Source organism: Xenorhabdus indica, assembly GCF_014467235.1.
Classification (GTDB): Bacteria; Pseudomonadota; Gammaproteobacteria; order Enterobacterales; family Enterobacteriaceae; genus Xenorhabdus; species Xenorhabdus indica.
In genome coordinates this window covers 24,713-48,123 of the sequence record NZ_NKHP01000005.1, presented here as the reverse complement: position 1 = coordinate 48,123, position 23,411 = coordinate 24,713, and the positions used below count along the sequence as shown (strand labels likewise).

Genomic DNA, 23,411 nt, shown 5'->3' with positions numbered 1-23,411 from the left:
AAAAAAAGAGATAACTAGTTTAGCAGAATATGTGAGCGTGGCTTTCTATCTTATGTTTATCCTATTCTTCGTCAAAACCAGAATTAAATAGTTCGACAATAGCCGCCAGAGCCTGTTGTTCATCCGGTCCGGTTGCTTCAACTTCAATGTAACTACCCTGTTCGGAATCCAGCATCAGCATAGCGATAACACTATGAGCCTCCGCCTGAATATTATTATTGTTGCGCAGAATGACCTGAGATTGAAACTGCTGCACAAGGTCATGCAATTTCATAGCAGGCCGGGCATGCATACCGAGTCGGTTTTTGATCTCAAGTCTCTGTTTGACTGTCATGGCCTGCTTTATTTTGTTTGGTTGCGTTACATTCGGTTACTTACGTTTTTCCAGTGTGCGGTGACGTGATTGCACATTTTTACCACGGGAACGGAAGTAATCAGCTAACTGTTCTGCCACATAAACTGAACGGTGTTTACCGCCGGTACAACCTATGGCAACTGTCAGATAGCTGCGGTTATTGGTTTCCAGCATCGGCAGCCAGAGTTCAAGATAACTGCGGGTTTGGTAAATGAAGTTATGCACTTCTGTATGACGATCCAAAAATGCGGCAACAGGGCGATCCAACCCTGTCATTGGGCGCAGTTTTGGATCCCAGTGTGGGTTTGGCAGGAAGCGCACATCGAAAACGTAATCTGCATCAATCGGAATACCGTGTTTGAAGCCGAAAGATTCAAACACCATTGTCAGTTCACGTTCACGTTTACCCAATAAACGCGTTCTGAGCATTTCAGCCAGTTCATGAACTGACATCTCAGACGTATCAATGATCAGATCCGCCCGCGAACGCAGTGGTTCCAGTAGGTCGCTCTCTTTGTCGATAGCGCTTTCCAGTGACAGATTTTTGCTTGAGAGTGGATGCAGGCGCCGGGTGTCACTGTAACGACGGATCAATGTGTTACGATCTGCATCAAGAAACAGAAGCTGAGGTGAAAAGCTGTCGGGTAATTTTGTCAGTGCTTCTTCGAAAATTTCGGGTGACTCCGGCATATTTCGCACGTCGATACTGACTGCTGCTGAAATATCACGCTCAGCTAATGTATTAGCCAGCTCCGGAAGTAACACGACCGGCAGGTTATCCACACAATAGAACCCCATATCTTCCAGTGCACGCAGGGCTACGGATTTACCAGAACCAGAACGACCGCTGACTATCATCAGCACCATGAGATGACTCCCCTTAATATCTCAGCGGTTCGTTAGAACCGCTGCTGTTTTTTATTGCTTTTCAACAATCAATTGTAACCGCAATTGTCATCGTTATTTATTCAGTAATGATTTTGTATAGTTCTTCATCACTTTGTGCTGAACGCAAACGACGACAGAGATTTTTATCTGACAGTCGCTTTGCAATCAATGAGAGTGAATGCAAATGGATCTGACACTGGTTAGATGGAACCAATAAAGCAAATAGCAAGTCAACAGGTTGATTATCAATAGCATCAAAGGTAATCGGTTGTTCCAGATGCAAAAATACACCAACGGCATTATTTGAGCATTCTGTTTCCAGCTTGCCGTGAGGAATGGCAATCCCGCTGCCAATACCTGTTGTACCCACTTTTTCGCGGGAAAGAATGGCTTCAAATACGGCATTTTCTGGCAAATTAAGCTGTTTTGATGCCAATTCGCTGATAATCTCTAAGGCGCGCTTTTTACTCGAACAAGGTACGTTGTTACGCGTACATTCGGATGAAAGCACTGAACTTAGTGGTAAATCTGTTTCGTTGTTCATTTCTTTATTCACTTAGGGTCTGTAATACCAGATGCCTGAGTTTAGACATCTGGTATCAGAACACTATTTATGCTTATGCCATTGAGCCTTCTGGTTGTTTCTTTCGTTAGCTGCATTCATTTATTGCCTACTTTGATGCAACCGGAAGTCTATTGGATATAGATAGAACAGTGCTAATCTTATGACAGTCCCGTTGTCTGAAAACTGTTAATGTTGTCTCAATTTACTTTTATGTTTGGTCAATTGACGAGCCAGTTTGTCCGCCAGCGCATCAATTGCTGCATACATATCTTCATGCTCTGAACTCGCATGCAACTCTCCTCCATTGACATGTACCGTGGCTTCAGCAATTTTCTGCACCTTTTCCACTCGGAGGATGACCTGAATAAGGTTAATCTTATCGAAATATTGATCCAATTTGCCGCATTTTGTGTTTACAACATTGCGTAGTGCATCAGTGATTTCAAGATTGTGGCCTGTAACATTGAGTTGCATAGTGTTTTCCTTCTCTGTGTTGTTCAAACCAATTTTTTACGTTGGTTTGAAGGCGGGATGGATAACGACTCTCTATATTTTGCGACAGTTCGACGTGCTACTTGAATGCCTTGTTCGGCAAGTAAGTTTGTCAATTTACTGTCACTCAGTGGTTTGGCCGGGTTTTCTGCCGCGACCAATTTTTTCACCAGTGCCCGTATCGCCGTAGAAGAGGCTTCGCCTCCGCTATCAGTATTAACGTGACTGGAGAAAAAATATTTCAATTCAAAAATCCCGCGTGGACTATGCAGATACTTTTGGGTTGTCACACGGGAAATGGTGGATTCATGCATGTCAATCTGATAGGCGATATCAGCCAGTACCAGTGGTTTCATGTATTCCGCACCATATTCAAAGAAATCTTGCTGTCGCTCCACAATGCAGTGACTGACTTTCAATAACGTTTCATTGCGACTTTCGAGACTTTTTATCAGCCATTTAGCTTCTTGCAGGTTATTACGGATAAACAGGCTGTCACTCTCATTATGAGATTGTTGCCCTAGTGCAGCATAATGCTGATTAATGCGCAGACGAGGGATGTTATCGGTATTCAGCCTGACCTGCCAGCGTTCATTCTCTTTCTGGACTAATACATCGGGAATAACGTATTCGGATTCTCCGGTATTCACCATTAATCCGGGCCTCGGCTCCAGTGACTGAATAATATCAATTGCTGCTTTTAATGCACTTTCTTTTAATTTGCTCTGTCGCAACAAATTTCGAAAGTCCCGGTTGCCCAATAGTTCAAGGTACTTGCTGGTAACCAGTTTTGCTTCGTTCAGGTAAGGTGTTTCTGCTGGTAGCATTGCAAGTTGGATCAGCAGACATTCACGTAAATTACGTGCCGCAACACCAATGGGATCAAAGTGTTGTACTCGCTTGAGTACGGCTTCGACTTCTTCTAATGTCAGTTCATCATCACCAATGCTGACAAGGATCTCCTCGACAGGGACTGTCAGGTAGCCTGTTTCGTCAATGGCATCAATGATCGATGTGGCGATGGCTGAATCTGTTTCAGTAAACGGAGTCAATGCAGCTTGCCACATTAAATAATCTTGTAATGACTGGGTTGTTTCACCTTGATAAACGGGAAAGTCATCTGCGTTGTAGTCACTTTTTGCTCCCAGGGATGGACCCGCAGTGTAAATTTCATCCCAACTGGTATCAAGAGGAAGCTCTTCAGGCATATCCCGTTGCTCAAGGGCTTCAAGTGTATCCATGACTTTCGTTTCGCTATCAGGATATGTTTCTGCATCAGGGGCTGTTTGTGCATCGGAATAGCCTTGGATATCAATTTCTTGATGTAGTTCTTCTTGCTCAAGCATAGGATTGGCTTCCAAAGCCAGTTGGAGCTCCTGTTGAAGTTCAAGCGTAGAAAGTTGCAACAAACGGATAGCTTGCTGAAGTTGCGGCGTCATCGTCAATTGCTGACTGAGTTTGAGTTGCAAACTTTGCTTCATAACGATCTCACTTCCTCCTGAACTGAATCCTTAATGCTCCTAAACTGAATGCCCCTGAATTTTGCCTGATAATGAGCCTTAAAGTCGGAAGCCTTCACCCAGATAAACGCGCTTAACTTGCTCATTGCTGAGGATATCTTCTGGTGTACCGTGGGCAATCAAATGCCCCTGACTGACAATGTAAGCGCGTTCACACACATCCAGTGTTTCACGGACGTTATGGTCAGTAATCAGAACACCCAGACCACAGTCCCGTAGGTGTTGAATGATCTTTTTAATATCAAGAACAGAAATAGGGTCAACTCCTGCAAAAGGTTCATCCAACAGAATAAATTTAGGATTTGCTGCCAGTGCTCGGGCGATTTCCACACGACGGCGTTCACCACCGGACAACGATTGACCAAGGCTGTTACGCAAATGAGAAATATGAAACTCTTCCATCAATTCTTCGGCGCGCGCTTTGCGCTGTTCCTGATTGATATCCTTACGGATCTCAAGAACCGCCATTAAATTATCGTACACACTCAGCCGACGGAAGATAGAGGCTTCCTGTGGTAAGTAACCGATACCCCGGCGGGCACGTTCATGCAGAGGTAGCAGGCTGATATCTTCATGGTCTATAGTGATAGTACCTGCATCACGTGGCACAATACCGACAACCATATAGAAAGTTGTGGTTTTACCTGCACCGTTTGGCCCAAGCAGGCCCACAATTTCACCTGATTTCACTTTCAGGCTGACATCCTCAACGACCTTACGTCCCTTATAAGCTTTTGCCAGATTGTCCGCGTTTAATATTGCCATACGTCGTTATTTACTCTTTTTATTAACATCAGTGTTGTTAACACCAGGGCCTTTTTCCTGCAACTGGGAAGGTAACAGGACGGTGGTGACATGCTTACCTTTATCGCTAAAGGCTTCCATTTGCTGTGTTGGCACTAAATAGGTGATTTTATCGCCTTTGATGTTACTGTCGAGCTGTTCAAGATAAGCATTGCCTGTCAGTGTGACTAGCTCGCTACCCATTTCATAGCGCATCTTTGCAGCATGGCCTTTGATGGGTTTACCATCATCCTGTAATTGGTAAAATGTTGCAGGATTGCCATAGGCTTCGATAACGGTTTTTTTCGAATCACCATCAGGGCGGGTAACAACAACCTTATCAGCCCGAATATCGATAGAACCTTGCTTTACGATAACATTATCCGTAAATGTGGCAACGTTCCCCGTTACGTCCAAAGATTGTCTGGCTGAATCAATGGTAATGGGTTTTTGCGTGTCATCTTTCAATGCCAGCGCAGGCAGGCTAACTGCAACCAGTGTACTGGTAATCAGGGTATTACGGATTAGGTTCTTCATGTGGAATCTCATAGCGAGTGCTTACCTTTTCAATCAATTCAGCAGTTTTGTCTCGTAGATTGCCGCGCATTCTCATGCCAACAGATTGCAGTCCGACTCCCTCTAAAGTGACTTTATCGTCAGAAGCAACATCCTGAGTCACGAGATTGACCGTTGCATTATCTGTTGTGATCTTTTGCAATTGTGATGCGTCATTCAAGCTGTCCACCTGGACATCTCCATATAAGTAGAGCATATCATCATGGGTAAGTTTTGCTTTATTGGCGTGTACTGTCCATGTTGGTTTCGGGGATTTGGATGCGCTGTTAGCATCAAAAGTCGTCAATATTGGCTTGGTAAACCAAGTCAGTTTTGTTTCCGTATAATTTTTAACATCATCTGCCACTAGTTTATAAACCAATTTACCCCCTGGATCATAAACAAATGTGATGGCTTCCTCTGTTTGGTAAGTAGGATAACTGCCATCTAAAATTGGTGATGAAGTGTCTTGATTTGAATTGGATAAATTCCAGCCAATCAATGCAAGCACAATCAAAGTCAGTATTGCGATCAGCCAGGATTGAGTTCTGCTCATTCTTTTTTCAGTTCATATTTTATATTGATAACCCTTTGGCATCTTCAAGCTTATTCTGAGCGAAAAGCACCAAATCACAAAGTTCTCTGACTGCCCCACGACCACCAGCAATCTGAGTCACATAATCGGCCTTCGGCAGTAAGAGTGGGTGAGCATCGGCCACCGCGGCCGATAATCCGACCTGAGCCATGACAGGCCAATCAATCAGGTCATCGCCGATATAGGCAACCTGTTCAGGTTGTAGCGCTAGTTTATCCAACAGTTCCTGATACGCCAAAATCTTATCGTTCTGACCTTGGTAAAGATAGGTAATACCAAGAGTTTTTGCGCGATTTTCCAGCAACTTGGCTTGGCGACCAGTTATAATTGCAACTTCGATACCGGAGGTAATTAAACAACGGATACCGTAACCATCACGAACATTAAAGGCTTTCAGCTCTTCGCCCTCATTGCCCATGTATATCAGGCCATCCGACATGACTCCATCAACATCGCAGATCAATAGACGGATCTTTTTGGCTTTCGCGATAATTTCTTTATTTACTGGGCCATAACAGGTATCCAGATATTCGTTTTGCTTCATTCAGAAATTCTCTACTACATTATTGTCACTAGCATTGTGTTATAACCAGTATTAAATTGTGACAGGCCCTTGGTTGCAGACCTGTTTATTACTATCTTACCAGATTTATATGACGGGTTTTTATACAACTCCTGCTTGTAATAGGTCATGCATATGTAATACACCAAGCAAGGTGTTGCCTTCTGTAACCAGCAGGGAGGTAATATGGCGTGATTGCATCAGATTCAGGGCATCAACAGCTAACGCATTCGGTTTGATGCGGATACCCCCTGTGGTCATAACGTCAGAAATTTTGGCGTTGTTTAAATCGATACCCATATCGAAAACGCGGCGTAGATCCCCGTCAGTAAAGATACCATCGATCTGCATATCATCACCACAGATGACAGTCATGCCTAGTTTTTTTCGTGTGATTTCTATTAATGCTTCACGCAGGGTGGCAGTGTGAGGTACTCGGGGAATGTCATCATCAGTGGTCATTAGGTCACTGGCCAGTAGCAAAAGTTTGCGTCCAAGTGCACCACCGGGATGGGAAAGGGCGAAATCTTCTGCGGTAAAACCACGGGCTTCCAGTAGTGCAAGGGCCAGGGCATCGCCCATGACCAGCGTTGCGGTTGTACTGGTTGTGGGTGCCAATCCTAATGGGCAGGCTTCTTGTGGTGTTTTGATGCACAGATGGACATCAGAGGCTTTGCCCATACTACTGTTACAGTTATTTGTCATACAGATGAGCGGGACTTTTTGCCGTTTAAGTATCGGAATTAAGGCGAGGATCTCATTGGACTCACCGGAATTGGAAATTGCTATGACAATGTCTTTTGGGGTCACCATGCCGAGATCACCGTGACTGGCTTCTCCGGGGTGGACAAAGAACGACGGAGTTCCGGTGCTGGCAAATGTTGCCGCCATTTTCCTTCCTATATGGCCGGATTTACCCATCCCCATGACAATGACTTTGCCCTCGCAGTCAAACATTAATTCACAGGCTTTGTTGAAATCATCATTGATGTACTGTTCCAATCTCGTCAATCCGTCGAGTTCGATATGTAATACTCTCTTACCCGCTTGCTGAAAATCGATCTTAGGCATTTCTACTCCCACTCCTTCCCATTCAATCGGTAATTATTCAGTACATTAATTACCGGATATTAATCACCAGACATCACAAAAAGTATGACAAAATAAGCGATAAAACAGCCAAGTAATAGCGCGCCGTTCAATCGGTTCAACCGATGTTTTCTCCTCACACAGAATAGCGTGAATAGTACACTTGCTGCCATCATGATCCAAAAATCCCGGGAAAAGGCATAGGGTGAAATAACACTGGGTGAAAATATGCTGGAAATACCTAATACAAAGGTCATGTTGAAAACATTAGAACCAATGATATTTCCTATTGCCATATCATTTTCACCTTTAATGGCCGCAGCAATAGAAGTAGCAAGTTCAGGCAGGCTTGTTCCCACAGCCAAAATTGTCAGTCCAATAACCAGATCACTGATACCATAAATATGTGCAATTACGGTGGCGTTATCAATTACCATGCGGGTAGATATCGGTAAGATAATTAATCCTAAAACAACCCAAAGCAGCGCGATTCCTTTGTTGCCTTCAATGGGCAGTTCTGAGTCCCGTTCCCGTGTGTAGTTGTCGCTATCATTACATTGGGAGTTTGCTGTCATTTTTATCATTATTGATATGAAAAATAGAGCGGTAAACAACAGAACAATGCCATCCAAACGACTCAGGTAGTTATTGGACAATAAGTAGCCTGCGAACCCTATAATCAACAACATCAAAGGTAATTCTCGCCGCAAAATTTCTGATTGTACTGTTATTGGACGAATAAGTGCGACAGCGCCGGTAATTAACAGTAAATTTGTAATATTAGAACCGATTGCATTACCCACAGCCATGTTTGGTAACCCATTCAGGCTTGCGGTGACAGATACCATCAATTCTGGCAAAGAGGTGCCGATTCCCATGACCACCAGGCCGATAATAAAAGGGGGTATTTTTAATGCGCGGGCAAATACCGCAGCACCATATACTAATCTATCAGAACCGTACACCAGTAAAATCAACCCAGTAATGAGCAGTACAATAGTCAGAAACATGATGTGTTCCTTAGATAAGATTTAATTGAGCACAATGCCAGTGTTGGTTGATTTATAAACAAAAATATTTATTTAGTCAGAGTTATATATTCTGAAGGTCGAACGATAAAAAGTAAAATTTGCTATCACTTTACTAACGCAAATTTGGCAATTTTTTTGTAGTATGCATCACTGATTATTTGGAAACAGTAAGCAATTAGTTTATTAACAATTAAGGGCTATCAATAATGAGTCAACAAACAGAAAATCTTATTGAGATCAGCGGAATGTATTTCACCCGTGGTCAACGCCCAATTTTTGCTGATATTAATTTGACCGTCCCCAAAGGGAAAATAACCGCCATCATGGGCCCTTCTGGTATTGGAAAAACGACTCTGCTGCGTTTGATTGGTGGGCAAATCCGTCCTGAGCGTGGTGAGATTTGGTTTGATGGCGATAATATCCCTGCATTATCCCGTCCTCGCCTTTATGCCGTCCGTAAGAAAATGAGCATGTTATTTCAGTCAGGTGCGTTATTTACGGATCTGAATGTTTTTGACAATGTTGCTTTTCCATTACGTGAGCATACCGATCTGCCCGAAGAGTTAATTTATACTACGGTAATGATGAAACTGGAAGCAGTAGGATTGCGTGGTGCTGCTCAATTGATGCCTTCGGAGTTGTCTGGGGGTATGGCAAGGCGGGCAGCTTTGGCGAGAGCGATTGCACTAGATCCTGATTTAATCATGTTTGATGAGCCATTTGTTGGTCAGGATCCGATTACAATGGGTGTTCTGGTAAAGTTGATCGATGAACTTAATCACGCTCTTGGTGTCACCTGTGTTGTGGTTTCTCATGATGTTCCTGAAGTATTAAGTATTGCTGATTATGCTTACATTGTGGCTGAAAAAAAGGTCATTGCAGAAGGTACACCGAAGCAATTGAAAATGAATCAGGATCAACAGGTACGACAGTTCCTTGATGGCATTGCTGATGGTCCAGTGCCTTTCCGTTTCCCTGCGGGGGATTATAAAACCGAGTTATTAGCTAATAAAATTAGTTAGTAACAAAATAGTTATTAGGATAATGGAATGTTGATGTTAACACGGGCATTGGCAACATTAGGCAGGCGAGCGATTGAAGTTGCCGCTTCATTCGGCCGTGCGGGGTTCATGCTGTTCAGCGCAATTATTGGTAAACCGGAACCTGCCAGACAATGGTTATCATTGCGTCAGCAGCTTTATAGCGTAGGGGTACAGTCACTGCTGATTATTGTTGTTTCAGGTTTATTTATTGGCATGGTTTTGGCATTGCAGGGTTATTTGGTGCTGAGAACTTTCAGTGCTGAAGGTAGTCTTGGCATGATGGTAGCTTTATCGCTGTTGCGAGAATTAGGCCCGGTAGTGACGGCACTCTTGTTTGCGGGTCGCGCAGGTTCTGCATTGACCGCAGAAATTGGCTTGATGAAAGCGACAGAACAAATTTCCAGTTTGGAAATGATGGCAGTTGACCCATTACGTCGGGTCGTCGCCCCACGCTTCTGGGCTGGTTTTATCAGTATGCCTTTGTTATCGATGATCTTTGTTGCAGTTGGCATTCTGGGCGGTGTGATGGTCGGTGTAGATTGGAAAGGCATTGATAGTGGTTTTTTCTGGTCTTCCATGCAGTCAGCGGTGGAATGGCAGAAAGATATACTTAATTGTTTTCTTAAGAGCGTAGTTTTTGCCATCACGGTTACATGGATCGCGCTGTTCAATGGTTATGACGCTATCCCAACATCGGAAGGGATCAGCAGGGCAACGACGCGCACAGTGGTTCATGCGTCGTTAGCAGTATTGGGCTTGGATTTTGTGTTGACAGCACTGATGTTTGGGAACTAATTCGATGCAAAGTAAGAAAAATGAAATTTGGGTTGGAAGTTTTGTCGTAATTGCACTGGCAGCAATCATTTTTTTATGTCTGAAAGTCGCTGATATTCGGTCTTTTGGTAGCCAGACCACTTATCGTGTCACTGCTGCATTTGACAATATTGGTGGATTGAAAGAACGTTCTCCTGTCAAAATCGGGGGCGTTGTTATTGGCCGGGTAGGGAAAATCTGGCTGGATAAGAAAACCTATACTCCACAGGTCGAGCTGGATATTTTCACGCAGTACGACAACATTCCCAGTTCCAGTTCTCTTTCTATTCGGACCTCTGGTCTGTTGGGTGAACAATATGTCGCGTTGAATGTCGGGTTTGATGATCCTGATTTGGGCGTCACCATGCTAAAAGATGGAGATAGAATTGAGGACACCAAACCTGCGATGGTTCTTGAAGACTTAATTGGTCAGTTCCTGTACAAGAGTGGTGGCGGAGATCACCAGTCTTCTGCTGCGCCCGCACAGGCACATTAACCCATAATCCACTGCTTAGGAGAAATGCTAATGATGTTTAAGCGATTACTTATGGTTGCCTTACTGGTGGTTGCACCATTCGCTAGTGCTGTTGATCAAACCAACCCTTATGCATTAATGAAAGATGCAGCAGAAAAAACGTTCTCTCGCTTGAAGAATGAACAGCCGCAGATTCAGGCAAATCCTGAAATACTGCGTCAGATTGTGCATCAGGAATTAATGCCTTATGTGCAAGCAAAATATGCAGGGGCATTGGTATTAGGGCCTTACTACAAGCAAGCAACACCAGAGCAGCGTGATGCTTATTTCAAGGCGTTTGAGTCTTATCTGGAGCAAGCTTATGGTCAGGCTCTGGCAATGTATCATGGACAAAATTACCAGATTGCTCCTGAACAACCACTGGGTGATAAGACCATCGTAGCGATCCGTGTCACCATCACAGATCCTAATGGTCAACCACCTGTTCGTCTCGACTTTCAGTGGCGAAAAAACAGTAAAACCGGAAACTGGCAGGCTTACGATATGATAGCAGAAGGCGTGAGCATGATTACGACAAAACAGAATGAGTGGTCGGAAATTCTGCGCCAGAAAGGTATTGATGGTTTAACTGAGCAACTGAAAATCAGTGCACAAGTTCCAATCACTTTGGAAAAGAAAAAGTGATATGAAAAGCCGAAAAAAGGATAAAGTGCCTGATAGAATAATGCAGTTAAGTTGGGAACAAGAAGGAAACACGCTGTTTCTGAAAGGTACGTTGGATCGCGATAGCCTGCTATCCTTTTGGCAGGAAAGAGGCAGCGTATTGGCGCAAATAGACAATATTGATGTTTCCCAACTTGGACATGTGGATTCCACGGGGCTGGCCTTATTTGTTCGCATAAAAGGCGACAGGCAGCAACAAGGCAAAGGGTTGACATTTTCTGGTATAGGGGAGCGCCTGAAAACGCTTATTGCGCTTTATGGTCTGCAAAGTATGTTTGCAGGCCATTTATAATCTGAGAATAACTCACCAGAAAGATGGTGGGTATAATATCGCCCTTATGAGTCCTTGTCTTATAAGGGCGTTTTTCATGGTTTAAGAGTCGCCTGGATTCCATTACGATAGGCGTCTACTATTATTTTAACAGCGAGTGTGAGCAAACTATGGATACTAATGAAATTAAAAAAGTACTGATGGAAAAGTTGGTGCTTGATGAAGTTATCGTTAGTGGTGATGGTAGCCATTTTCAGGTAATTGCAGTGGGTGAAATTTTTGGTGAACTAAGCCGTGTCAAACAACAGCAAACTGTTTATGCACCCCTGATGGAATACATCGCTGATAACCGCATTCACGCTTTGTCAATTAAAACCTACACACCAGCACAATGGCAACGTGACCGCAAGCTCCAGGGCTTTTGAGGTTGTTTGCATCGCCGCGAACAGCACACTTTGAATTAAATAAGAGAATCATGACAGATGGATAAATTTCGAGTGAAAGGGCCTACCTGCTTGTCAGGAGAGGTGACTATTTCCGGGGCAAAAAATGCCGCATTACCAATTCTGTTCGCAGCGTTGCTGGCGGAAGAGCCAGTTGAATTACAGAATGTTCCTGAATTAAAAGACATTGATACCACAATCAAACTGCTGAACCGTTTGGGAACGAAAGTAGAACGTAATGGTTCGGTATTTGTTGATGCCAGAGGAGTCAATAAATATTGTGCACCTTATGAGCTGGTTAAGACCATGCGTGCTTCTATTTGGGCATTGGGGCCACTGGTAGCCCGTTTTGGGCAGGGACAGGTTTCTTTACCCGGTGGTTGCGCTATCGGGGCCCGTCCTGTCGATCTTCATATTTCCGGACTAGAACAACTTGGTGCAAAGATTGTACTGGAAGAAGGGTATGTTAAAGCGTCTGTAGATGGCCGTTTAAAAGGTGCCAGCATCGTTATGGATAAAGTAAGCGTTGGTGCAACGGTAACTATCATGACAGCAGCAACACTGGCGGAAGGTAAAACCATCATTGAAAATGCAGCACGTGAACCTGAAATTGAAGATACGGCCAATTTCCTGAATACATTGGGTGCAAAAATTATGGGTGCAGGCACTGATCGCATTGTGATTGAAGGTGTCGAGCGTTTAGGTGGTGGTGTCTATCGTGTATTACCTGATCGCATTGAAACAGGAACTTTTCTTGTTGCAGCGGCGGCTTCCCGCGGAAAGGTTATCTGTCGCAAGGCTAAGCCAGATACATTGGATGCTGTTCTGGCTAAATTACGTGAAGCCGGAGCTGATATTCAGGTAGGTGATGACTGGATTAGTTTGGATATGCATGGTAAGCGACCAAAAGCAGTCACATTTCGCACTGCACCACATCCGGGCTTCCCGACTGATATGCAGGCACAATTTAGTTTACTGAATATCGTTGCTGAAGGTGCGGGCATGATCACCGAAACTATTTTCGAAAATCGTTTTATGCATATCCCTGAATTGATTCGTATGGGCGCACATGCAGAAATTGAAAGTAACACTGTACTTTGCCACGGCGTAGAAAAATTATCTGGTGCTCAGGTGATGGCAACGGATTTGCGCGCTTCTGCCAGTTTGGTATTAGCTGGCTGTATTGCAGAAGGAACAACCATCGTTGATCGTATTTACCATATTGATCGGGGCTACGAGCATATTGAAGATAAGCTGCGTGGTTTGGGTGCCAATATCGAACGTATTAAGTAGGATAAATATATTCTCCCCCCAATATGTGGGGGAGAGAATATGCGAGAGAAAATTAGGGAAAGAATTGCACTGAAAACCTGAGCGTTTCCCATCTAATGATGGATCTCAGTGTTCATCAAATTCCTCAATCGTAACGTTGAAAGTGAGGGTTTGACCATCGCGCAAAACGGTAACAGGAACGATGCTACCGGGGCGGATTTCAGCAACTTGATCCATGACTTCGGGAGGTGAAATTGCAGGCTGATGGTTGAAGCTGATGATGATATCCCCCACTTGAATGCCTGCTTTTTTGGCGGGGCTGCCCGGTAAAAGCTGGAAAACCCGAACTCCCTGAATTTGATGGATATTGGTCCCTGAAGAACGAATATTGGGCAGTTCTTTTGTTGAAATACCAATATATCCTCTGATAACTCGTCCATCACGGATTAATTTCTGCATGATTTTTGTTGCAAGCCCTGTGGGAATAGCAAATCCTAATCCTTCTGGTGTAGAACCAAATTCAGACTTATCAAATGACAGCGTATTAATGCCTACCAGTTCTCCTAAGGTATTAACCAGCGCGCCGCCTGAACTACCCTGATTAATTGACGCGTCTGTTTGCAGAAAATTTTGTCGCCGTGTCGGGCTGAGTCCGACACGTCCGGTTGCACTGATAATACCCTGAGTAATTGTCTGCCCTAAGTTGTAAGGGTTGCCGATTGCCAGCACGATATCGCCCACATGGGGAGTATGTTTGAGATTGATCGGGATCACCGGGAGATTTTCAGCGTTTATCTTGAGAACAGCCAGATCGGTCGGGCCATCAGAGCCGACCAACAGTGCTTCATAAAAATGCCCATCTTGCAACGCCACAATAATAGATCCCACTTTATTGATGACGTGTTTGTTAGTGAGTATATAACCCTGCTCACTCATGATGACACCAGAACCCAGAGGGATAAGCTCCCGTGGTTCATGAGAAAAGCTACCTATACTGGTGCTGTAGATGTTAACGACAGCAGGTGCTGCCCGGCGAACGCCCTGACTGTAACTGGAAGGTTCTTCTGTGTCGTTGCTGTATAGGAAATTATTTAACTTATTGGGACGCAGTGATGGTATGGCAACCAGTAAAATCGCTGCAATAAGTAATCCTACCAATATGGAGCGCAGTAATTTGATCAGCATGGCATTATTCAATAATCAATAAGTTAAAAAAGCATAGCACAGAAGCGAGCAGACACAGCTTATGCTGTGTCTGCCTTTTCTATACCTTTTATCTTTCGGGTTGTTTGTTGTCACACTGTTTTGTTGTCACACTACAATCTGAAATTCATAGAGGTATAATCGATTAATTATGCAGCAATAGGTAAATGTTATCGCTACCACGCAGAATATTCAGGGCAATAACGGATGGTTTTTCTTCCAGTATTTTTTGCAGTTCATTGATATTTTTAACTCGAACATTATTAGCACCGATAATCAAATCATTCTTCTGCAAACCTACCATTGCCGCTGATGAATTTTTGGCAACTGCATCGACTTTTACACCAGGAGTGTTATTCACGATGCCAGTGCTGAGAGTTGCACCTTGCAGAGCAATACTCAGTTTTTCCGCTTTAGTTGTCTGATTTTCACTGTTTTCCAGTATGACAGTGACTTCCATTGGCTTCCCTTTACGCAGTAAACCAACTGTGACCTCTTTACCTGGAAGAGTAGTGCCAATCTTCGCTCTTAACTCAGCAAAGCTATTAATTTTTTTGCCATCAATGGAAACCAATACATCTCCTGGCTTGATACCTGCTTTAGCCGCGGCAGACTTAGGCGTGACTTCACTGACAAATGCACCTTGTTGCGCATCAATATTCAGTGCCTTGGCGATATCTGCTGACATTTCGGTGCCTCTGATACCGAGCAGGCCACGTTTTACTTCACCATGAGCAATCAGCTGATCGGCTAAGTTCTTGGCCATATTACTTGGGATTGCAAAGCCAATACCAACATTGCCACCGCTTGGTGCGACAATAGCAGTATTAATACCAATCAGCTCCCCTTTCAGGTTAATCAGAGCACCACCAGAGTTACCCCGGTTAATGGAGGCATCGGTCTGAATAAAGTTTTCCAGACCTTCCAGATTCAGGCCACTACGGCCAAGGGCGGAAATGATCCCTGAGGTAACGGTTTGCCCTAGCCCAAATGGGTTGCCGATGGCAACAGCATAGTCACCGACACGTAGCTGATCTGAGTTAGCAAATTTGATGGCAGTCAGATTTTTGGCATCTTTTAACTGTAAAAGAGCAATGTCAGTTTGTGGGTCACGTCCGAGGAGTTTGGCAGAATATTCACGCCCGTCATTTAGCTGAACTTTAATTTTATCCGCATTGTTGATGACGTGATTGTTAGTAAGTACGTACCCTTTATCAACATTAATAATGACACCAGAACCTAATCCCTGGAATGGCCGGCTTCTTTTTTCCATTGGCGGAAAACCTGGCCCAAAGAAGAACTGGAAGTCTTCTGGTAGCTGGAGCTGTTGGGTTTGCACCTCAGTACCAGCAACATGTATGGTAACGACAGAAGGAAGAACTTTTTCCAGCATTGGAGCCAGGCTCGGCAATTCTTGAGAGGCCATGGCAGCAGGTAAAGCTGCGTTACTTACCATTGGAACCGAAGCCAAAGATAATCCAATACTGATCGCGAGTGCGCTGAGCAATGTGTTTTTACTTTTCATTGAATACGTTCTCTTACATACCTAAGCCAGAAAAGGAAAATCGTATTTAAAATTCCTATCTCATAAGAAAATTCTACTTTCTAAGAAATTACTCTAACTGAGACAGGTCTCAATCATAATTGTTTCGTTGCAGTTATGACTACCAAGTATTTAGCAAAGTTCACTAATAATGTAGTTTTGTTGAATGTCTTTACAGGGATTTACCTGAATAAAAAATAAAAAACAAACGTATATAACAGGATAAAGTAGCTTGCCGTGGTACTGGTTGTTACCACGGCAAGGCGATTTATTGTTTTTGATCTTGAATTGGACGAAACAGGCCTGATGCACCTTCAGAATAGTCTCGCGGAGGCATATCGGTGACGATTTGATTAGAATCGGTCTTGGATTCGTTAAGACGGTAATTAAAGGGATTATCTTGTACAGGCATGTTTGGCATCAACTCATTGGAGCTCTTAGCCATATGCTGATACAACTGGCGATAATCACGAGCCATATTATCCAGCAATTCGGCGCTGCGGGCAAAATGGCTAACCAGCTCTTTACGATATTCTTCAAGTTCTGCCCGATTTTTCTCCAGTTCTGCTTGTACCGCATTTTGCTGACGCAATTTTGTGCTGCCAAAACGGACAGCCAGTGCTCCGATGATAAAACCAATAATTAATCCGATCAGTGCGTATTCCCAAGTCATGGCAACTCCTTTATTAACATCACAGCTATCACTATAACCGTTAATTCAGTCAGAGTGGAATATTGATTATTATTTAATTAATTTATATATCACCTGAGATGTTAATTTTATACGAATTTGTCATGATAGGTTGTGAGTTATACCCAAGGTATGTAGACCGGGAATAAAAAATTTTTAAGGATTACCACGTTAATGTCACCGATTACACCTTCGTCTCTTTACCAAATTGCGTTGTCTGATGGTCAATATCAACCTGATGAAGTGCAACACAATACAGTTGTCCGTCTGGATATGATTTATCATGATCTCGTGCAGTTTTCTGCCAGTAGTACCTTATATTCAGATGGCGGGAAAGCAAACGGATTGAAAGGCCTATTGAGTAAATTGTTGAAGCGTTCATCAACAGAACAGATTCGTCCGGTTCAGGGGCTTTATATGTGGGGAGGCGTGGGACGAGGAAAAACATGGTTGATGGATATGTTTTTCCAGAGCTTGCCTACTGAACGGAAATTACGTCTTCATTTCCACCGTTTTATGCTGCGGGTACATGAAGAATTAACTGAATTACAGGGGCACGAAAACCCTCTGGAAATTGTGGCGGATGGTTTCAAAGCACAAACGGATGTACTCTGTTTTGATGAATTTTTTGTTTCTGACATTACGGATGCCATGATCCTCGGCACATTGTTAGAAGCTTTGTTCAGACGAGGAATTACACTGGTGGCAACATCAAATATCCCACCAGATGAACTGTATCGGAACGGGTTACAACGCGCGCGTTTCCTGCCAGCGATTGAACAAATCAAGAAATATTGTGACGTGATGAATGTTGATGCCGGAATTGATTATCGATTGCGGACACTCACTCAGGCACATCTTTATTTGACGCCACTGTCGGAAAGTACCCACCAAGAAATGCATCAGGTTTTCCTGCGTCTGGCCGGGCGGGAAGGTGAGCCAACGCCGGTACTAGAGATTAACCATCGTAAGATGCCTGCGATTAACAGTGTTGATGGTGTGTTGGCAATCAATTTCAAGACGTTGTGTGAGGAACCCCGCAGCCAATTGGACTATATTGCTTTGTCTAAGCTCTATCACTCTGTTTTGCTGCATGACGTACCGGTGATGACGGTATTGAATGAGAGTGCTGCACGGCGTTTTATTGCATTAGTCGATGAATTCTATGAACGTCACGTGAAATTGATCATCAATGCAGAAGCACCAATGGAAGAGATTTATCAGGGAGAATTACTCCGTTTTGAGTACCAGCGTTGCTTGTCGCGCTTACAGGAAATGCAGAGTGAGGAATATTTGCAGCGCCCGCATCTGCCTTGATATTCGGTGAAATTATAGAGAGATTTCGCCAGGCTTACCGTTATCTAGTGAGATAATTATTGAATTTGGGGTCGATTTTTTATAGCGACTTCTCTATAATCTTGCGACCCCACGTTACAGCAGGATTTTTTATTTCCCGAAAAACTTGCATTAGTGCCGGCATAGGCTATTCGAAGGGGTAGGTTTGCTGGACATGAGTCGTGTGAACCTCAAAAAAGTTTCTGAACCTCGAGCGTTCACCAACGTGTAACTTATAATTGGGTAAGCTTTAATGAAAACTTTTACAGCTAAACCAGAAACCGTAAAACGCGACTGGTATGTTGTTGACGCAGATGGCAAAACTCTGGGCCGTCTTGCAACTGAAATAGCTCGTCGCCTGCGCGGCAAGCACAAAGCGGAATACACTCCGCACGTTGATACTGGTGATTACATCATTATTGTTAACGCAGAGAAAGTTGCTGTAACTGGCAACAAACGTGCTGACAAAATCTATTATCACCACACTGGCCACATCGGTGGTATCAAGCAAGCGACCTTTGAAGAGATGATTGCCCGCCGTCCTGAGCGTGTCATTGAAATCGCGGTTAAAGGCATGCTGCCAAAAGGGCCACTGGGTCGTGCAATGTACCGTAAACTGAAAGTTTACGCGGGCAGTGAGCACAACCACGCGGCACAGCAACCACAAGTTCTGGACATTTAATCGGGATTATAGGCAATGGCTGAAAATCAATACTACGGCACTGGTCGCCGCAAAAGCTCTTCCGCTCGTGTCTTCATTAAGCCAGGTAGCGGTAACATCGTCATCAACCAACGCAGCCTCGAAGTTTACTTCGGTCGTGAAACTGCGCGCATGGTTGTTCGTCAGCCACTTGAGCTGGTTGACATGCTGGACAAACTGGATCTGTACATCACTGTTAAAGGTGGTGGTATCTCTGGTCAGGCAGGCGCAATCCGTCACGGTATCACCCGTGCACTGATGGCTTATGACGAGACTCTGCGTTCTGATCTTCGCAAAGCTGGCTTCGTTACCCGCGATGCTCGTGAAGTTGAACGTAAAAAAGTGGGTCTGCGCAAAGCACGTCGTCGTCCACAGTTCTCCAAGCGTTAATTTTTTGCCACAATGGTGGCATTGGATTAATGTTGAAACCCGCCATTTTTATGGCGGGTTTTTTATCTTTGGGTTTTCCTACCTTTGTGAATACTCTTTTTTTTCCAGAAAAAAAAGCATATTACAGAGATAAATTCCTGAACTCCGATATATCATCATTAATTCTTAATCTACTTCCCCACAAAATGTTCAAAATCTGGTAGACTAGTGACAATTTTTTGCCTTATCCATGCGTTTGCCTGATTTGTCTATAATCCTCGGATAATAAGCGCGAAGCCGGATGAGAATATGAGCGAGAATAGCCATTGTTCATTGAAGGGCTGTTCGTTCCTTTTTTTAGATAAACTTGGAGGTTTTCATGGCTGTCGCTGCCAACAAACGTTCGGTAATGACTCTGTTTTCCGGCCCGACCGACATTTTTAGCCATCAAGTGCGAATTGTACTGGCGGAAAAAGGGGTCAGCGTTGAAATAGAACACGTTGAAGCAGGCAATCTGCCGCAGGATCTTATTGACCTGAACCCATATCAGACGGTTCCTACCCTCGTTGATCGTGAGCTGACTCTTTATGATTCTCGCATCATAATGGAATATTTGGATGAGCGTTTCCCGCATCCACCGCTCATGCCTGTATACCCTGTTGCACGTGGCTCCAGCCGTTTGATGATGCACAGAATTGAAAAAGACTGGTATTCCCTGATGTACAAAATTCAGGAAGGGAATATGCAGGAAGCCAATGCTGCACGGAAACAGCTTGCTGAAGAGTTGCTAGCAATAGCACCTATTTTCAGAGAGATGCCTTTCTTCATGAGCGATGAATTCAGTTTGGTAGACTGCTATCTCTCCCCTCTGTTGTGGCGTTTACCTGTACTGGGTGTTGAGTTATCTGGCCCGGGCGCCAAAGATCTTCAAGTCTATATGCAACGTGTATTTGAACGTGATGCGTTTCTGGCTTCATTGACAGAAGCGGAGCGTGAAATACGTTTACAGTCACGGAGTTAATGTATGGGTATGACTCAAATATCTCCCCGCCGCCCTTATTTACTGCGGGCACACTATGAGTGGCTGCTGGATAATGACTTGACTCCGCATATCGTTGTGGATGTTACTCAATATGGAGTAAGCGTTCCGCTGGAATATGCGCAGAACGGGCAGATCATCCTGAATATTTCCCCACGGGCGGTTGGTAATCTGGAATTAGCCAATGACGAAGTTCGCTTCAATGCTCGTTTTGGTGGGGTTGCGCGTCAGGTTTCTGTTCCTATGTCTGCTGTGATCGCAGTTTATGCTCGTGAAAATGGGGCCGGAATGATGTTTGAGCCAGAGGTAGCCTATGAAGCAGGGTCTGGGCAGGAAGATTCCGATTCTCCGGTGGCTGATAATCTGGTGCTGATTCGTGATATGAAAACACAGCGTGATAATAATTCTCCGGATGATGAACCACCTCAACCACCAAAAGGCCGCCCGACATTACGTGTGGTAAAATAGGCACATAAACCATGTAGTGCTAATAAGCCGATAAAATAAAGGAGATTTTCATCTCCTTTATTTTTAGTGGTATTTATTAGCTATTAATATTGTATTATAAATATTCAGTGTAAGACTGGTTCAACTCCCACTGACATATCTCTATATTTTCTCTATCCTTTCTGCTTGCTGATTTTTTGGCTGCGTTTAAACTTTTAGCTACATTTCGAACAAATTGCTCTTTATTTTCCAAACCTATTAATGTTGGTGGGATATTACAGATATCACTTGATAAGGAAGGTTTGCGTTTGTTTGCCAGTGTTAGAACTTCAACAGGATTATTAATCAGGGCAAAAGATAAGGAATTAAAAATCTGTTTGGAAAAGTCTTGATGTATGTTGGGAGTTAATTCAAAAGCGATTTTTACCCATTCAGGATTTCCGGTCGTAATATAATGAGCGATTTCATTCCTTTTACCTTGCTCACCTATTTCAGCAACGATGGAATTCACTCCCCTCTCTTTTACTTGCTGTCTGATTTCTGTAGGAGCGGATAAACCAGCGACCGAAGGGGAGCTAATTAAGAGTATGAAAGAGAGCAGAGGTATTTTAGTTAGTAAACGCATTTAGTTCTCGGGGCTACTATTATGTAATTAATTTTAAATTGTTTATTATTTAATTAGTTTACTTGAAAGAGCAGACTTCAAATCTGTAATTTACGTATAAATCATCATCTTATTTCATTAATCCCTCATATCTTCTTTATATCCTGGAACCATATGCTGAAATCTTTCTTTAAAAAGAAATCAAACCTATTTTTAAGATTAACCAAGATATTAAATTCAAATATTTACTTTTGGGATATAAGAATAGTCGCATAACATAAAAAAATACAATGATCATGGTAGTAAAAGGGAAATCATCACTATCTCCATAGGAGGTGGTGGTTTTAGAGCACAATTTTCTGTACACACAAAAAATGTACCAGATGAATCAAAAAAGATCAATAAATTGATCGGTATTAACGATCAATTATTTATATATTGATAGAGTTCATCAATCAAATGAAAATGATCACTAAATCCAACAAGAGGTGGTTTTAGGATGACAACAAAAAAGCAGTGAGAGTCTATTTTGTGAGATTTTCTCCGATCAAAAGACCGGAGAAAAATTTAGGATAAAATGAAATTAAACCCCAAGGTAATCAAGAATGCCGGAGGCGGCTCCCCTGCCTTCAGCAATGGCAGTGACGACTAAATCAGAACCTCTGACAGCATCTCCACCAGCAAAAATTTTAGGGTTGCTGGTTTGGAAAGGAAAATCACTGGATTCGGGAGCGATAATACGCCCTTGTTGATCAAGGTTGACCTGATATTCATCCAGCCATTGCATCGTATGTGGTTTGAAACCAAACGCCATAATCACAGCATCAGCTTCAATGATAAACTCTGAATCTGGAATGATTTCAGCCTGGCGTCGGCCTTTTTCATCCATTGCACCTAATTGTGTTTTAGCTACTTTGACACCTCGAACATGGCCTTTATCATTGACTTCAATGCTGACTGGTTGGAGGTTGAATTGGAATTCAGCACTTTCTTCCCGGGCATTTTTCACTTCACGGCGAGAACCCGGCATATTGTCTTCATCCCGCCGATAGGCACAGATCACATCGGTTGCACCCTGACGAACAGAAGTACGTACGCAGTCCATTGCTGTGTCACCACCACCCAGAACCAAAACCCGCTTATCTTTCATATCAATATAGGGTTGTTCCGGTAATTCTTCATAGCCCATTAAATGACGGGTATTGGCAATTAGAAAAGGCAGAGCATCATATACCCCGCCGGCATTTTCATTTTCCAGGCCACCATGTATGGACTGATAAGTTCCAACGCCCAAAAAGACGGCATCAAATTGCTTTGTGAGTTCAGCAAGTGTGACATCTTTCCCTATCTCTGTATTCAGACAGAATTTGATACCCATTTCGGTAAAAATTTCTCTGCGCCGGCTCATGACTTCTTTTTCCAGTTTAAACGCAGGAATACCAAATGTGAGCAATCCGCCGATTTCAGGATGTCGATCGTAAACGACAACCTGTACACCATTGCGTGTCAGAACATCAGCACATGCCAATCCAGCAGGACCTGCTCCAACGACAGCGACTCGTTTGTCTGTCGTGTTCACGTGTGACATATCGGGTTTCCAACCCATCGCAATAGCAGTATCGTTAATATAACGTTCAATATTACCGATAGTGACGGCACCAAAGTCGTCATTCAGTGTACAGGCACCTTCACAAAGACGATCCTGTGGACAAACCCGCCCGCAAACTTCCGGCAGGCTATTTGTTTGATGGGATAGCTCTGCTGCTTCAATAATGCGGCCTTCATTGGCTAATTTTAGCCAGTTCGGGATGTAGTTGTGTACCGGACACTTCCACTCACAATACGGATTTCCACATGCGAGGCAGCGATCTGCTTGCGCCTGTGCCTGAATTTCAGAAAAAGGCTCATAAATTTCCACAAATTCTATTTTTCTAATTTTCAACGCTTTTTTTGGGGGATCGACACGCTGTAGATCGATAAATTGATAAACATTTTGACTCATTCT

Annotated in this window: 28 protein-coding genes; 12 read left to right on the top strand and 16 right to left on the bottom strand. The window is 43.5% G+C overall.

The genetic code is table 11. The annotated features are described in order from the left end of the window. Positions 1-61: 61 nt before the first annotated feature. From npr to Xind_RS05540, 11 genes are all read right to left on the bottom strand, one after another. The gene (gene npr, locus Xind_RS05590; protein ID WP_047681996.1) at positions 62-334 is read right to left on the bottom strand and encodes a PTS phosphocarrier protein NPr; all 273 of its coding nucleotides are present in this window, start codon (positions 332-334) and stop codon (positions 62-64) included. A 36-nt stretch (positions 335-370) separates the two neighbouring features. Then, positions 371-1,222, bottom strand: coding sequence for an RNase adapter RapZ (gene rapZ / locus Xind_RS05585; RefSeq protein ID WP_038259562.1), 852 nt, complete (start codon positions 1,220-1,222; stop codon positions 371-373). Between the two features lie 97 nt (positions 1,223-1,319). Further along, on the bottom strand, positions 1,320-1,787 hold the full coding sequence (gene ptsN, locus Xind_RS05580) for a PTS IIA-like nitrogen regulatory protein PtsN (protein WP_047681999.1): 468 nt from the start codon (positions 1,785-1,787) through the stop codon (positions 1,320-1,322). Between the two features lie 207 nt (positions 1,788-1,994). Further along, positions 1,995-2,282 carry a ribosome hibernation promoting factor gene (gene hpf / locus Xind_RS05575; protein ID WP_047682002.1) on the bottom strand — a complete coding sequence of 96 codons (288 nt, stop codon included), beginning with the start codon at positions 2,280-2,282 and terminating at the stop codon, positions 1,995-1,997. Positions 2,283-2,305: 23 nt separating this feature from the next. Further along, entirely contained in the window at positions 2,306-3,781 is a 1,476-nt protein-coding gene (rpoN, locus tag Xind_RS05570) for an RNA polymerase factor sigma-54 (RefSeq protein ID WP_187649632.1), read from the bottom strand. A gap of 78 nt (positions 3,782-3,859) precedes the next feature. Then, the gene (gene lptB / locus Xind_RS05565; protein WP_047682007.1) at positions 3,860-4,585 is read right to left on the bottom strand and encodes an LPS export ABC transporter ATP-binding protein; all 726 of its coding nucleotides are present in this window, start codon (positions 4,583-4,585) and stop codon (positions 3,860-3,862) included. 6 nt (positions 4,586-4,591) lie between these two features. Continuing rightward, positions 4,592-5,140 carry a lipopolysaccharide ABC transporter substrate-binding protein LptA gene (gene lptA / locus Xind_RS05560; protein WP_047682010.1) on the bottom strand — a complete coding sequence of 183 codons (549 nt, stop codon included), beginning with the start codon at positions 5,138-5,140 and terminating at the stop codon, positions 4,592-4,594. Next, positions 5,121-5,714 (bottom strand): LPS export ABC transporter periplasmic protein LptC, encoded by a 594-nt coding sequence (gene lptC, locus Xind_RS05555; protein WP_047682013.1) that lies wholly within the window; start codon positions 5,712-5,714, stop codon positions 5,121-5,123. The genes lptA and lptC overlap by 20 nt, the downstream gene beginning before the upstream one ends. A 19-nt stretch (positions 5,715-5,733) precedes the next feature. Continuing rightward, complete coding sequence (gene kdsC, locus Xind_RS05550; protein WP_047682017.1) at positions 5,734-6,297, bottom strand: 3-deoxy-manno-octulosonate-8-phosphatase KdsC; 564 nt, start codon at positions 6,295-6,297, stop codon at positions 5,734-5,736. Positions 6,298-6,417: 120 nt separating this feature from the next. Next, positions 6,418-7,386 carry an arabinose-5-phosphate isomerase KdsD gene (kdsD, locus tag Xind_RS05545; protein ID WP_047682020.1) on the bottom strand — a complete coding sequence of 323 codons (969 nt, stop codon included), beginning with the start codon at positions 7,384-7,386 and terminating at the stop codon, positions 6,418-6,420. Positions 7,387-7,445: 59 nt separating this feature from the next. Then, positions 7,446-8,414, bottom strand: a complete 969-nt coding sequence (locus Xind_RS05540; RefSeq protein ID WP_047682023.1) for a calcium/sodium antiporter — start codon at positions 8,412-8,414, stop codon at positions 7,446-7,448. Between the two features lie 227 nt (positions 8,415-8,641). Between Xind_RS05540 and mlaF the strand changes: the two genes are divergently transcribed. The 7 genes from mlaF (at position 8,642) to murA (ending at position 13,496) form a co-directional block, all read left to right on the top strand. Next, positions 8,642-9,457, top strand: coding sequence for a phospholipid ABC transporter ATP-binding protein MlaF (gene mlaF / locus Xind_RS05535; protein ID WP_047682026.1), 816 nt, complete (start codon positions 8,642-8,644; stop codon positions 9,455-9,457). Positions 9,458-9,490: 33 nt separating this feature from the next. Further along, on the top strand, positions 9,491-10,273 hold the full coding sequence (gene mlaE / locus Xind_RS05530; RefSeq protein WP_047682029.1) for a lipid asymmetry maintenance ABC transporter permease subunit MlaE: 783 nt from the start codon (positions 9,491-9,493) through the stop codon (positions 10,271-10,273). A gap of 4 nt (positions 10,274-10,277) precedes the next feature. After that, complete coding sequence (gene mlaD / locus Xind_RS05525) at positions 10,278-10,787, top strand: outer membrane lipid asymmetry maintenance protein MlaD (RefSeq protein WP_047682032.1); 510 nt, start codon at positions 10,278-10,280, stop codon at positions 10,785-10,787. Between the two features lie 33 nt (positions 10,788-10,820). Continuing rightward, a complete protein-coding gene (gene mlaC / locus Xind_RS05520; protein WP_047682063.1) occupies positions 10,821-11,450 on the top strand; it encodes a phospholipid-binding protein MlaC in 630 nt (209 codons plus the stop codon). Between the two features lies 1 nt (position 11,451). Next, a complete protein-coding gene (mlaB, locus tag Xind_RS05515) occupies positions 11,452-11,781 on the top strand; it encodes a lipid asymmetry maintenance protein MlaB (RefSeq protein ID WP_081989033.1) in 330 nt (109 codons plus the stop codon). Between the two features lie 149 nt (positions 11,782-11,930). Then, positions 11,931-12,185 carry a BolA family iron metabolism protein IbaG gene (gene ibaG / locus Xind_RS05510; RefSeq protein WP_187649631.1) on the top strand — a complete coding sequence of 85 codons (255 nt, stop codon included), beginning with the start codon at positions 11,931-11,933 and terminating at the stop codon, positions 12,183-12,185. 57 nt (positions 12,186-12,242) lie between these two features. Then, a complete protein-coding gene (gene murA / locus Xind_RS05505; protein WP_187649630.1) occupies positions 12,243-13,496 on the top strand; it encodes a UDP-N-acetylglucosamine 1-carboxyvinyltransferase in 1,254 nt (417 codons plus the stop codon). A gap of 105 nt (positions 13,497-13,601) precedes the next feature. On the opposite strand, the gene degS is transcribed toward murA, so the two are convergent. The 3 genes from degS to zapG all read right to left on the bottom strand — a co-directional run bounded on the left by degS (position 13,602) and on the right by zapG (position 16,894). Beyond that, entirely contained in the window at positions 13,602-14,660 is a 1,059-nt protein-coding gene (degS, locus tag Xind_RS05500) for an outer membrane-stress sensor serine endopeptidase DegS (protein ID WP_047682041.1), read from the bottom strand. Between the two features lie 163 nt (positions 14,661-14,823). Further along, a complete protein-coding gene (locus tag Xind_RS05495) occupies positions 14,824-16,203 on the bottom strand; it encodes a Do family serine endopeptidase (protein WP_047682044.1) in 1,380 nt (459 codons plus the stop codon). A 286-nt stretch (positions 16,204-16,489) separates the two neighbouring features. Next, positions 16,490-16,894, bottom strand: coding sequence for a Z-ring associated protein ZapG (gene zapG / locus Xind_RS05490; protein ID WP_047682047.1), 405 nt, complete (start codon positions 16,892-16,894; stop codon positions 16,490-16,492). A gap of 192 nt (positions 16,895-17,086) precedes the next feature. Between zapG and zapE the strand changes: the two genes are divergently transcribed. The 5 genes from zapE (at position 17,087) to sspB (ending at position 20,823) form a co-directional block, all read left to right on the top strand. Next, positions 17,087-18,229 (top strand): cell division protein ZapE, encoded by a 1,143-nt coding sequence (zapE, locus tag Xind_RS05485; protein WP_047682050.1) that lies wholly within the window; start codon positions 17,087-17,089, stop codon positions 18,227-18,229. 271 nt (positions 18,230-18,500) lie between these two features. Further along, positions 18,501-18,929, top strand: coding sequence for a 50S ribosomal protein L13 (rplM, locus tag Xind_RS05480; protein WP_038259580.1), 429 nt, complete (start codon positions 18,501-18,503; stop codon positions 18,927-18,929). A 15-nt stretch (positions 18,930-18,944) separates the two neighbouring features. Then, entirely contained in the window at positions 18,945-19,337 is a 393-nt protein-coding gene (rpsI, locus tag Xind_RS05475; protein ID WP_021323578.1) for a 30S ribosomal protein S9, read from the top strand. Between the two features lie 358 nt (positions 19,338-19,695). After that, complete coding sequence (gene sspA, locus Xind_RS05470; protein WP_047686007.1) at positions 19,696-20,337, top strand: stringent starvation protein SspA; 642 nt, start codon at positions 19,696-19,698, stop codon at positions 20,335-20,337. 3 nt (positions 20,338-20,340) lie between these two features. Further along, positions 20,341-20,823: a ClpXP protease specificity-enhancing factor gene (gene sspB, locus Xind_RS05465; RefSeq protein ID WP_047686010.1), complete on the top strand. Its 483-nt coding sequence runs from the start codon at positions 20,341-20,343 to the stop codon at positions 20,821-20,823. Positions 20,824-20,917: 94 nt separating this feature from the next. Here the strand turns inward: sspB and Xind_RS05460 are convergent, their stop codons facing one another. Next, entirely contained in the window at positions 20,918-21,427 is a 510-nt protein-coding gene (locus Xind_RS05460; RefSeq protein ID WP_222941738.1) for a hypothetical protein, read from the bottom strand. Between the two features lie 562 nt (positions 21,428-21,989). Beyond that, on the bottom strand, positions 21,990-23,408 hold the full coding sequence (locus Xind_RS05455; protein ID WP_047684203.1) for an FAD-dependent oxidoreductase: 1,419 nt from the start codon (positions 23,406-23,408) through the stop codon (positions 21,990-21,992). Positions 23,409-23,411 lie beyond the last annotated feature (3 nt).

Excerpts from the sequence above, each read along its gene's own strand:
- npr (WP_047681996.1), bottom strand. The coding sequence starts at position 334 with ATGACAGTCAAACAGAGACTTGAGATCAAAAACCGACTCGGTATGCAT.
- rapZ (WP_038259562.1), bottom strand. The coding sequence starts at position 1,222 with ATGGTGCTGATGATAGTCAGCGGTCGTTCTGGTTCTGGTAAATCCGTA.
- ptsN (WP_047681999.1), bottom strand. The coding sequence starts at position 1,787 with ATGAACAACGAAACAGATTTACCACTAAGTTCAGTGCTTTCATCCGAA.
- hpf (WP_047682002.1), bottom strand. The coding sequence starts at position 2,282 with ATGCAACTCAATGTTACAGGCCACAATCTTGAAATCACTGATGCACTA.
- rpoN (WP_187649632.1), bottom strand. The coding sequence starts at position 3,781 with ATGAAGCAAAGTTTGCAACTCAAACTCAGTCAGCAATTGACGATGACG.
- lptB (WP_047682007.1), bottom strand. The coding sequence starts at position 4,585 with ATGGCAATATTAAACGCGGACAATCTGGCAAAAGCTTATAAGGGACGT.
- lptA (WP_047682010.1), bottom strand. The coding sequence starts at position 5,140 with ATGAAGAACCTAATCCGTAATACCCTGATTACCAGTACACTGGTTGCA.
- lptC (WP_047682013.1), bottom strand. The coding sequence starts at position 5,714 with ATGAGCAGAACTCAATCCTGGCTGATCGCAATACTGACTTTGATTGTG.
- kdsC (WP_047682017.1), bottom strand. The coding sequence starts at position 6,297 with ATGAAGCAAAACGAATATCTGGATACCTGTTATGGCCCAGTAAATAAA.
- kdsD (WP_047682020.1), bottom strand. The coding sequence starts at position 7,386 with ATGCCTAAGATCGATTTTCAGCAAGCGGGTAAGAGAGTATTACATATC.
- Xind_RS05540 (WP_047682023.1), bottom strand. The coding sequence starts at position 8,414 with ATGTTTCTGACTATTGTACTGCTCATTACTGGGTTGATTTTACTGGTG.
- mlaF (WP_047682026.1), top strand. The coding sequence starts at position 8,642 with ATGAGTCAACAAACAGAAAATCTTATTGAGATCAGCGGAATGTATTTC.
- mlaE (WP_047682029.1), top strand. The coding sequence starts at position 9,491 with ATGTTAACACGGGCATTGGCAACATTAGGCAGGCGAGCGATTGAAGTT.
- mlaD (WP_047682032.1), top strand. The coding sequence starts at position 10,278 with ATGCAAAGTAAGAAAAATGAAATTTGGGTTGGAAGTTTTGTCGTAATT.
- mlaC (WP_047682063.1), top strand. The coding sequence starts at position 10,821 with ATGTTTAAGCGATTACTTATGGTTGCCTTACTGGTGGTTGCACCATTC.
- mlaB (WP_081989033.1), top strand. The coding sequence starts at position 11,452 with ATGAAAAGCCGAAAAAAGGATAAAGTGCCTGATAGAATAATGCAGTTA.
- ibaG (WP_187649631.1), top strand. The coding sequence starts at position 11,931 with ATGGATACTAATGAAATTAAAAAAGTACTGATGGAAAAGTTGGTGCTT.
- murA (WP_187649630.1), top strand. The coding sequence starts at position 12,243 with ATGGATAAATTTCGAGTGAAAGGGCCTACCTGCTTGTCAGGAGAGGTG.
- degS (WP_047682041.1), bottom strand. The coding sequence starts at position 14,660 with ATGCTGATCAAATTACTGCGCTCCATATTGGTAGGATTACTTATTGCA.
- Xind_RS05495 (WP_047682044.1), bottom strand. The coding sequence starts at position 16,203 with ATGAAAAGTAAAAACACATTGCTCAGCGCACTCGCGATCAGTATTGGA.
- zapG (WP_047682047.1), bottom strand. The coding sequence starts at position 16,894 with ATGACTTGGGAATACGCACTGATCGGATTAATTATTGGTTTTATCATC.
- zapE (WP_047682050.1), top strand. The coding sequence starts at position 17,087 with ATGTCACCGATTACACCTTCGTCTCTTTACCAAATTGCGTTGTCTGAT.
- rplM (WP_038259580.1), top strand. The coding sequence starts at position 18,501 with ATGAAAACTTTTACAGCTAAACCAGAAACCGTAAAACGCGACTGGTAT.
- rpsI (WP_021323578.1), top strand. The coding sequence starts at position 18,945 with ATGGCTGAAAATCAATACTACGGCACTGGTCGCCGCAAAAGCTCTTCC.
- sspA (WP_047686007.1), top strand. The coding sequence starts at position 19,696 with ATGGCTGTCGCTGCCAACAAACGTTCGGTAATGACTCTGTTTTCCGGC.
- sspB (WP_047686010.1), top strand. The coding sequence starts at position 20,341 with ATGGGTATGACTCAAATATCTCCCCGCCGCCCTTATTTACTGCGGGCA.
- Xind_RS05460 (WP_222941738.1), bottom strand. The coding sequence starts at position 21,427 with ATGCGTTTACTAACTAAAATACCTCTGCTCTCTTTCATACTCTTAATT.
- Xind_RS05455 (WP_047684203.1), bottom strand. The coding sequence starts at position 23,408 with ATGAGTCAAAATGTTTATCAATTTATCGATCTACAGCGTGTCGATCCC.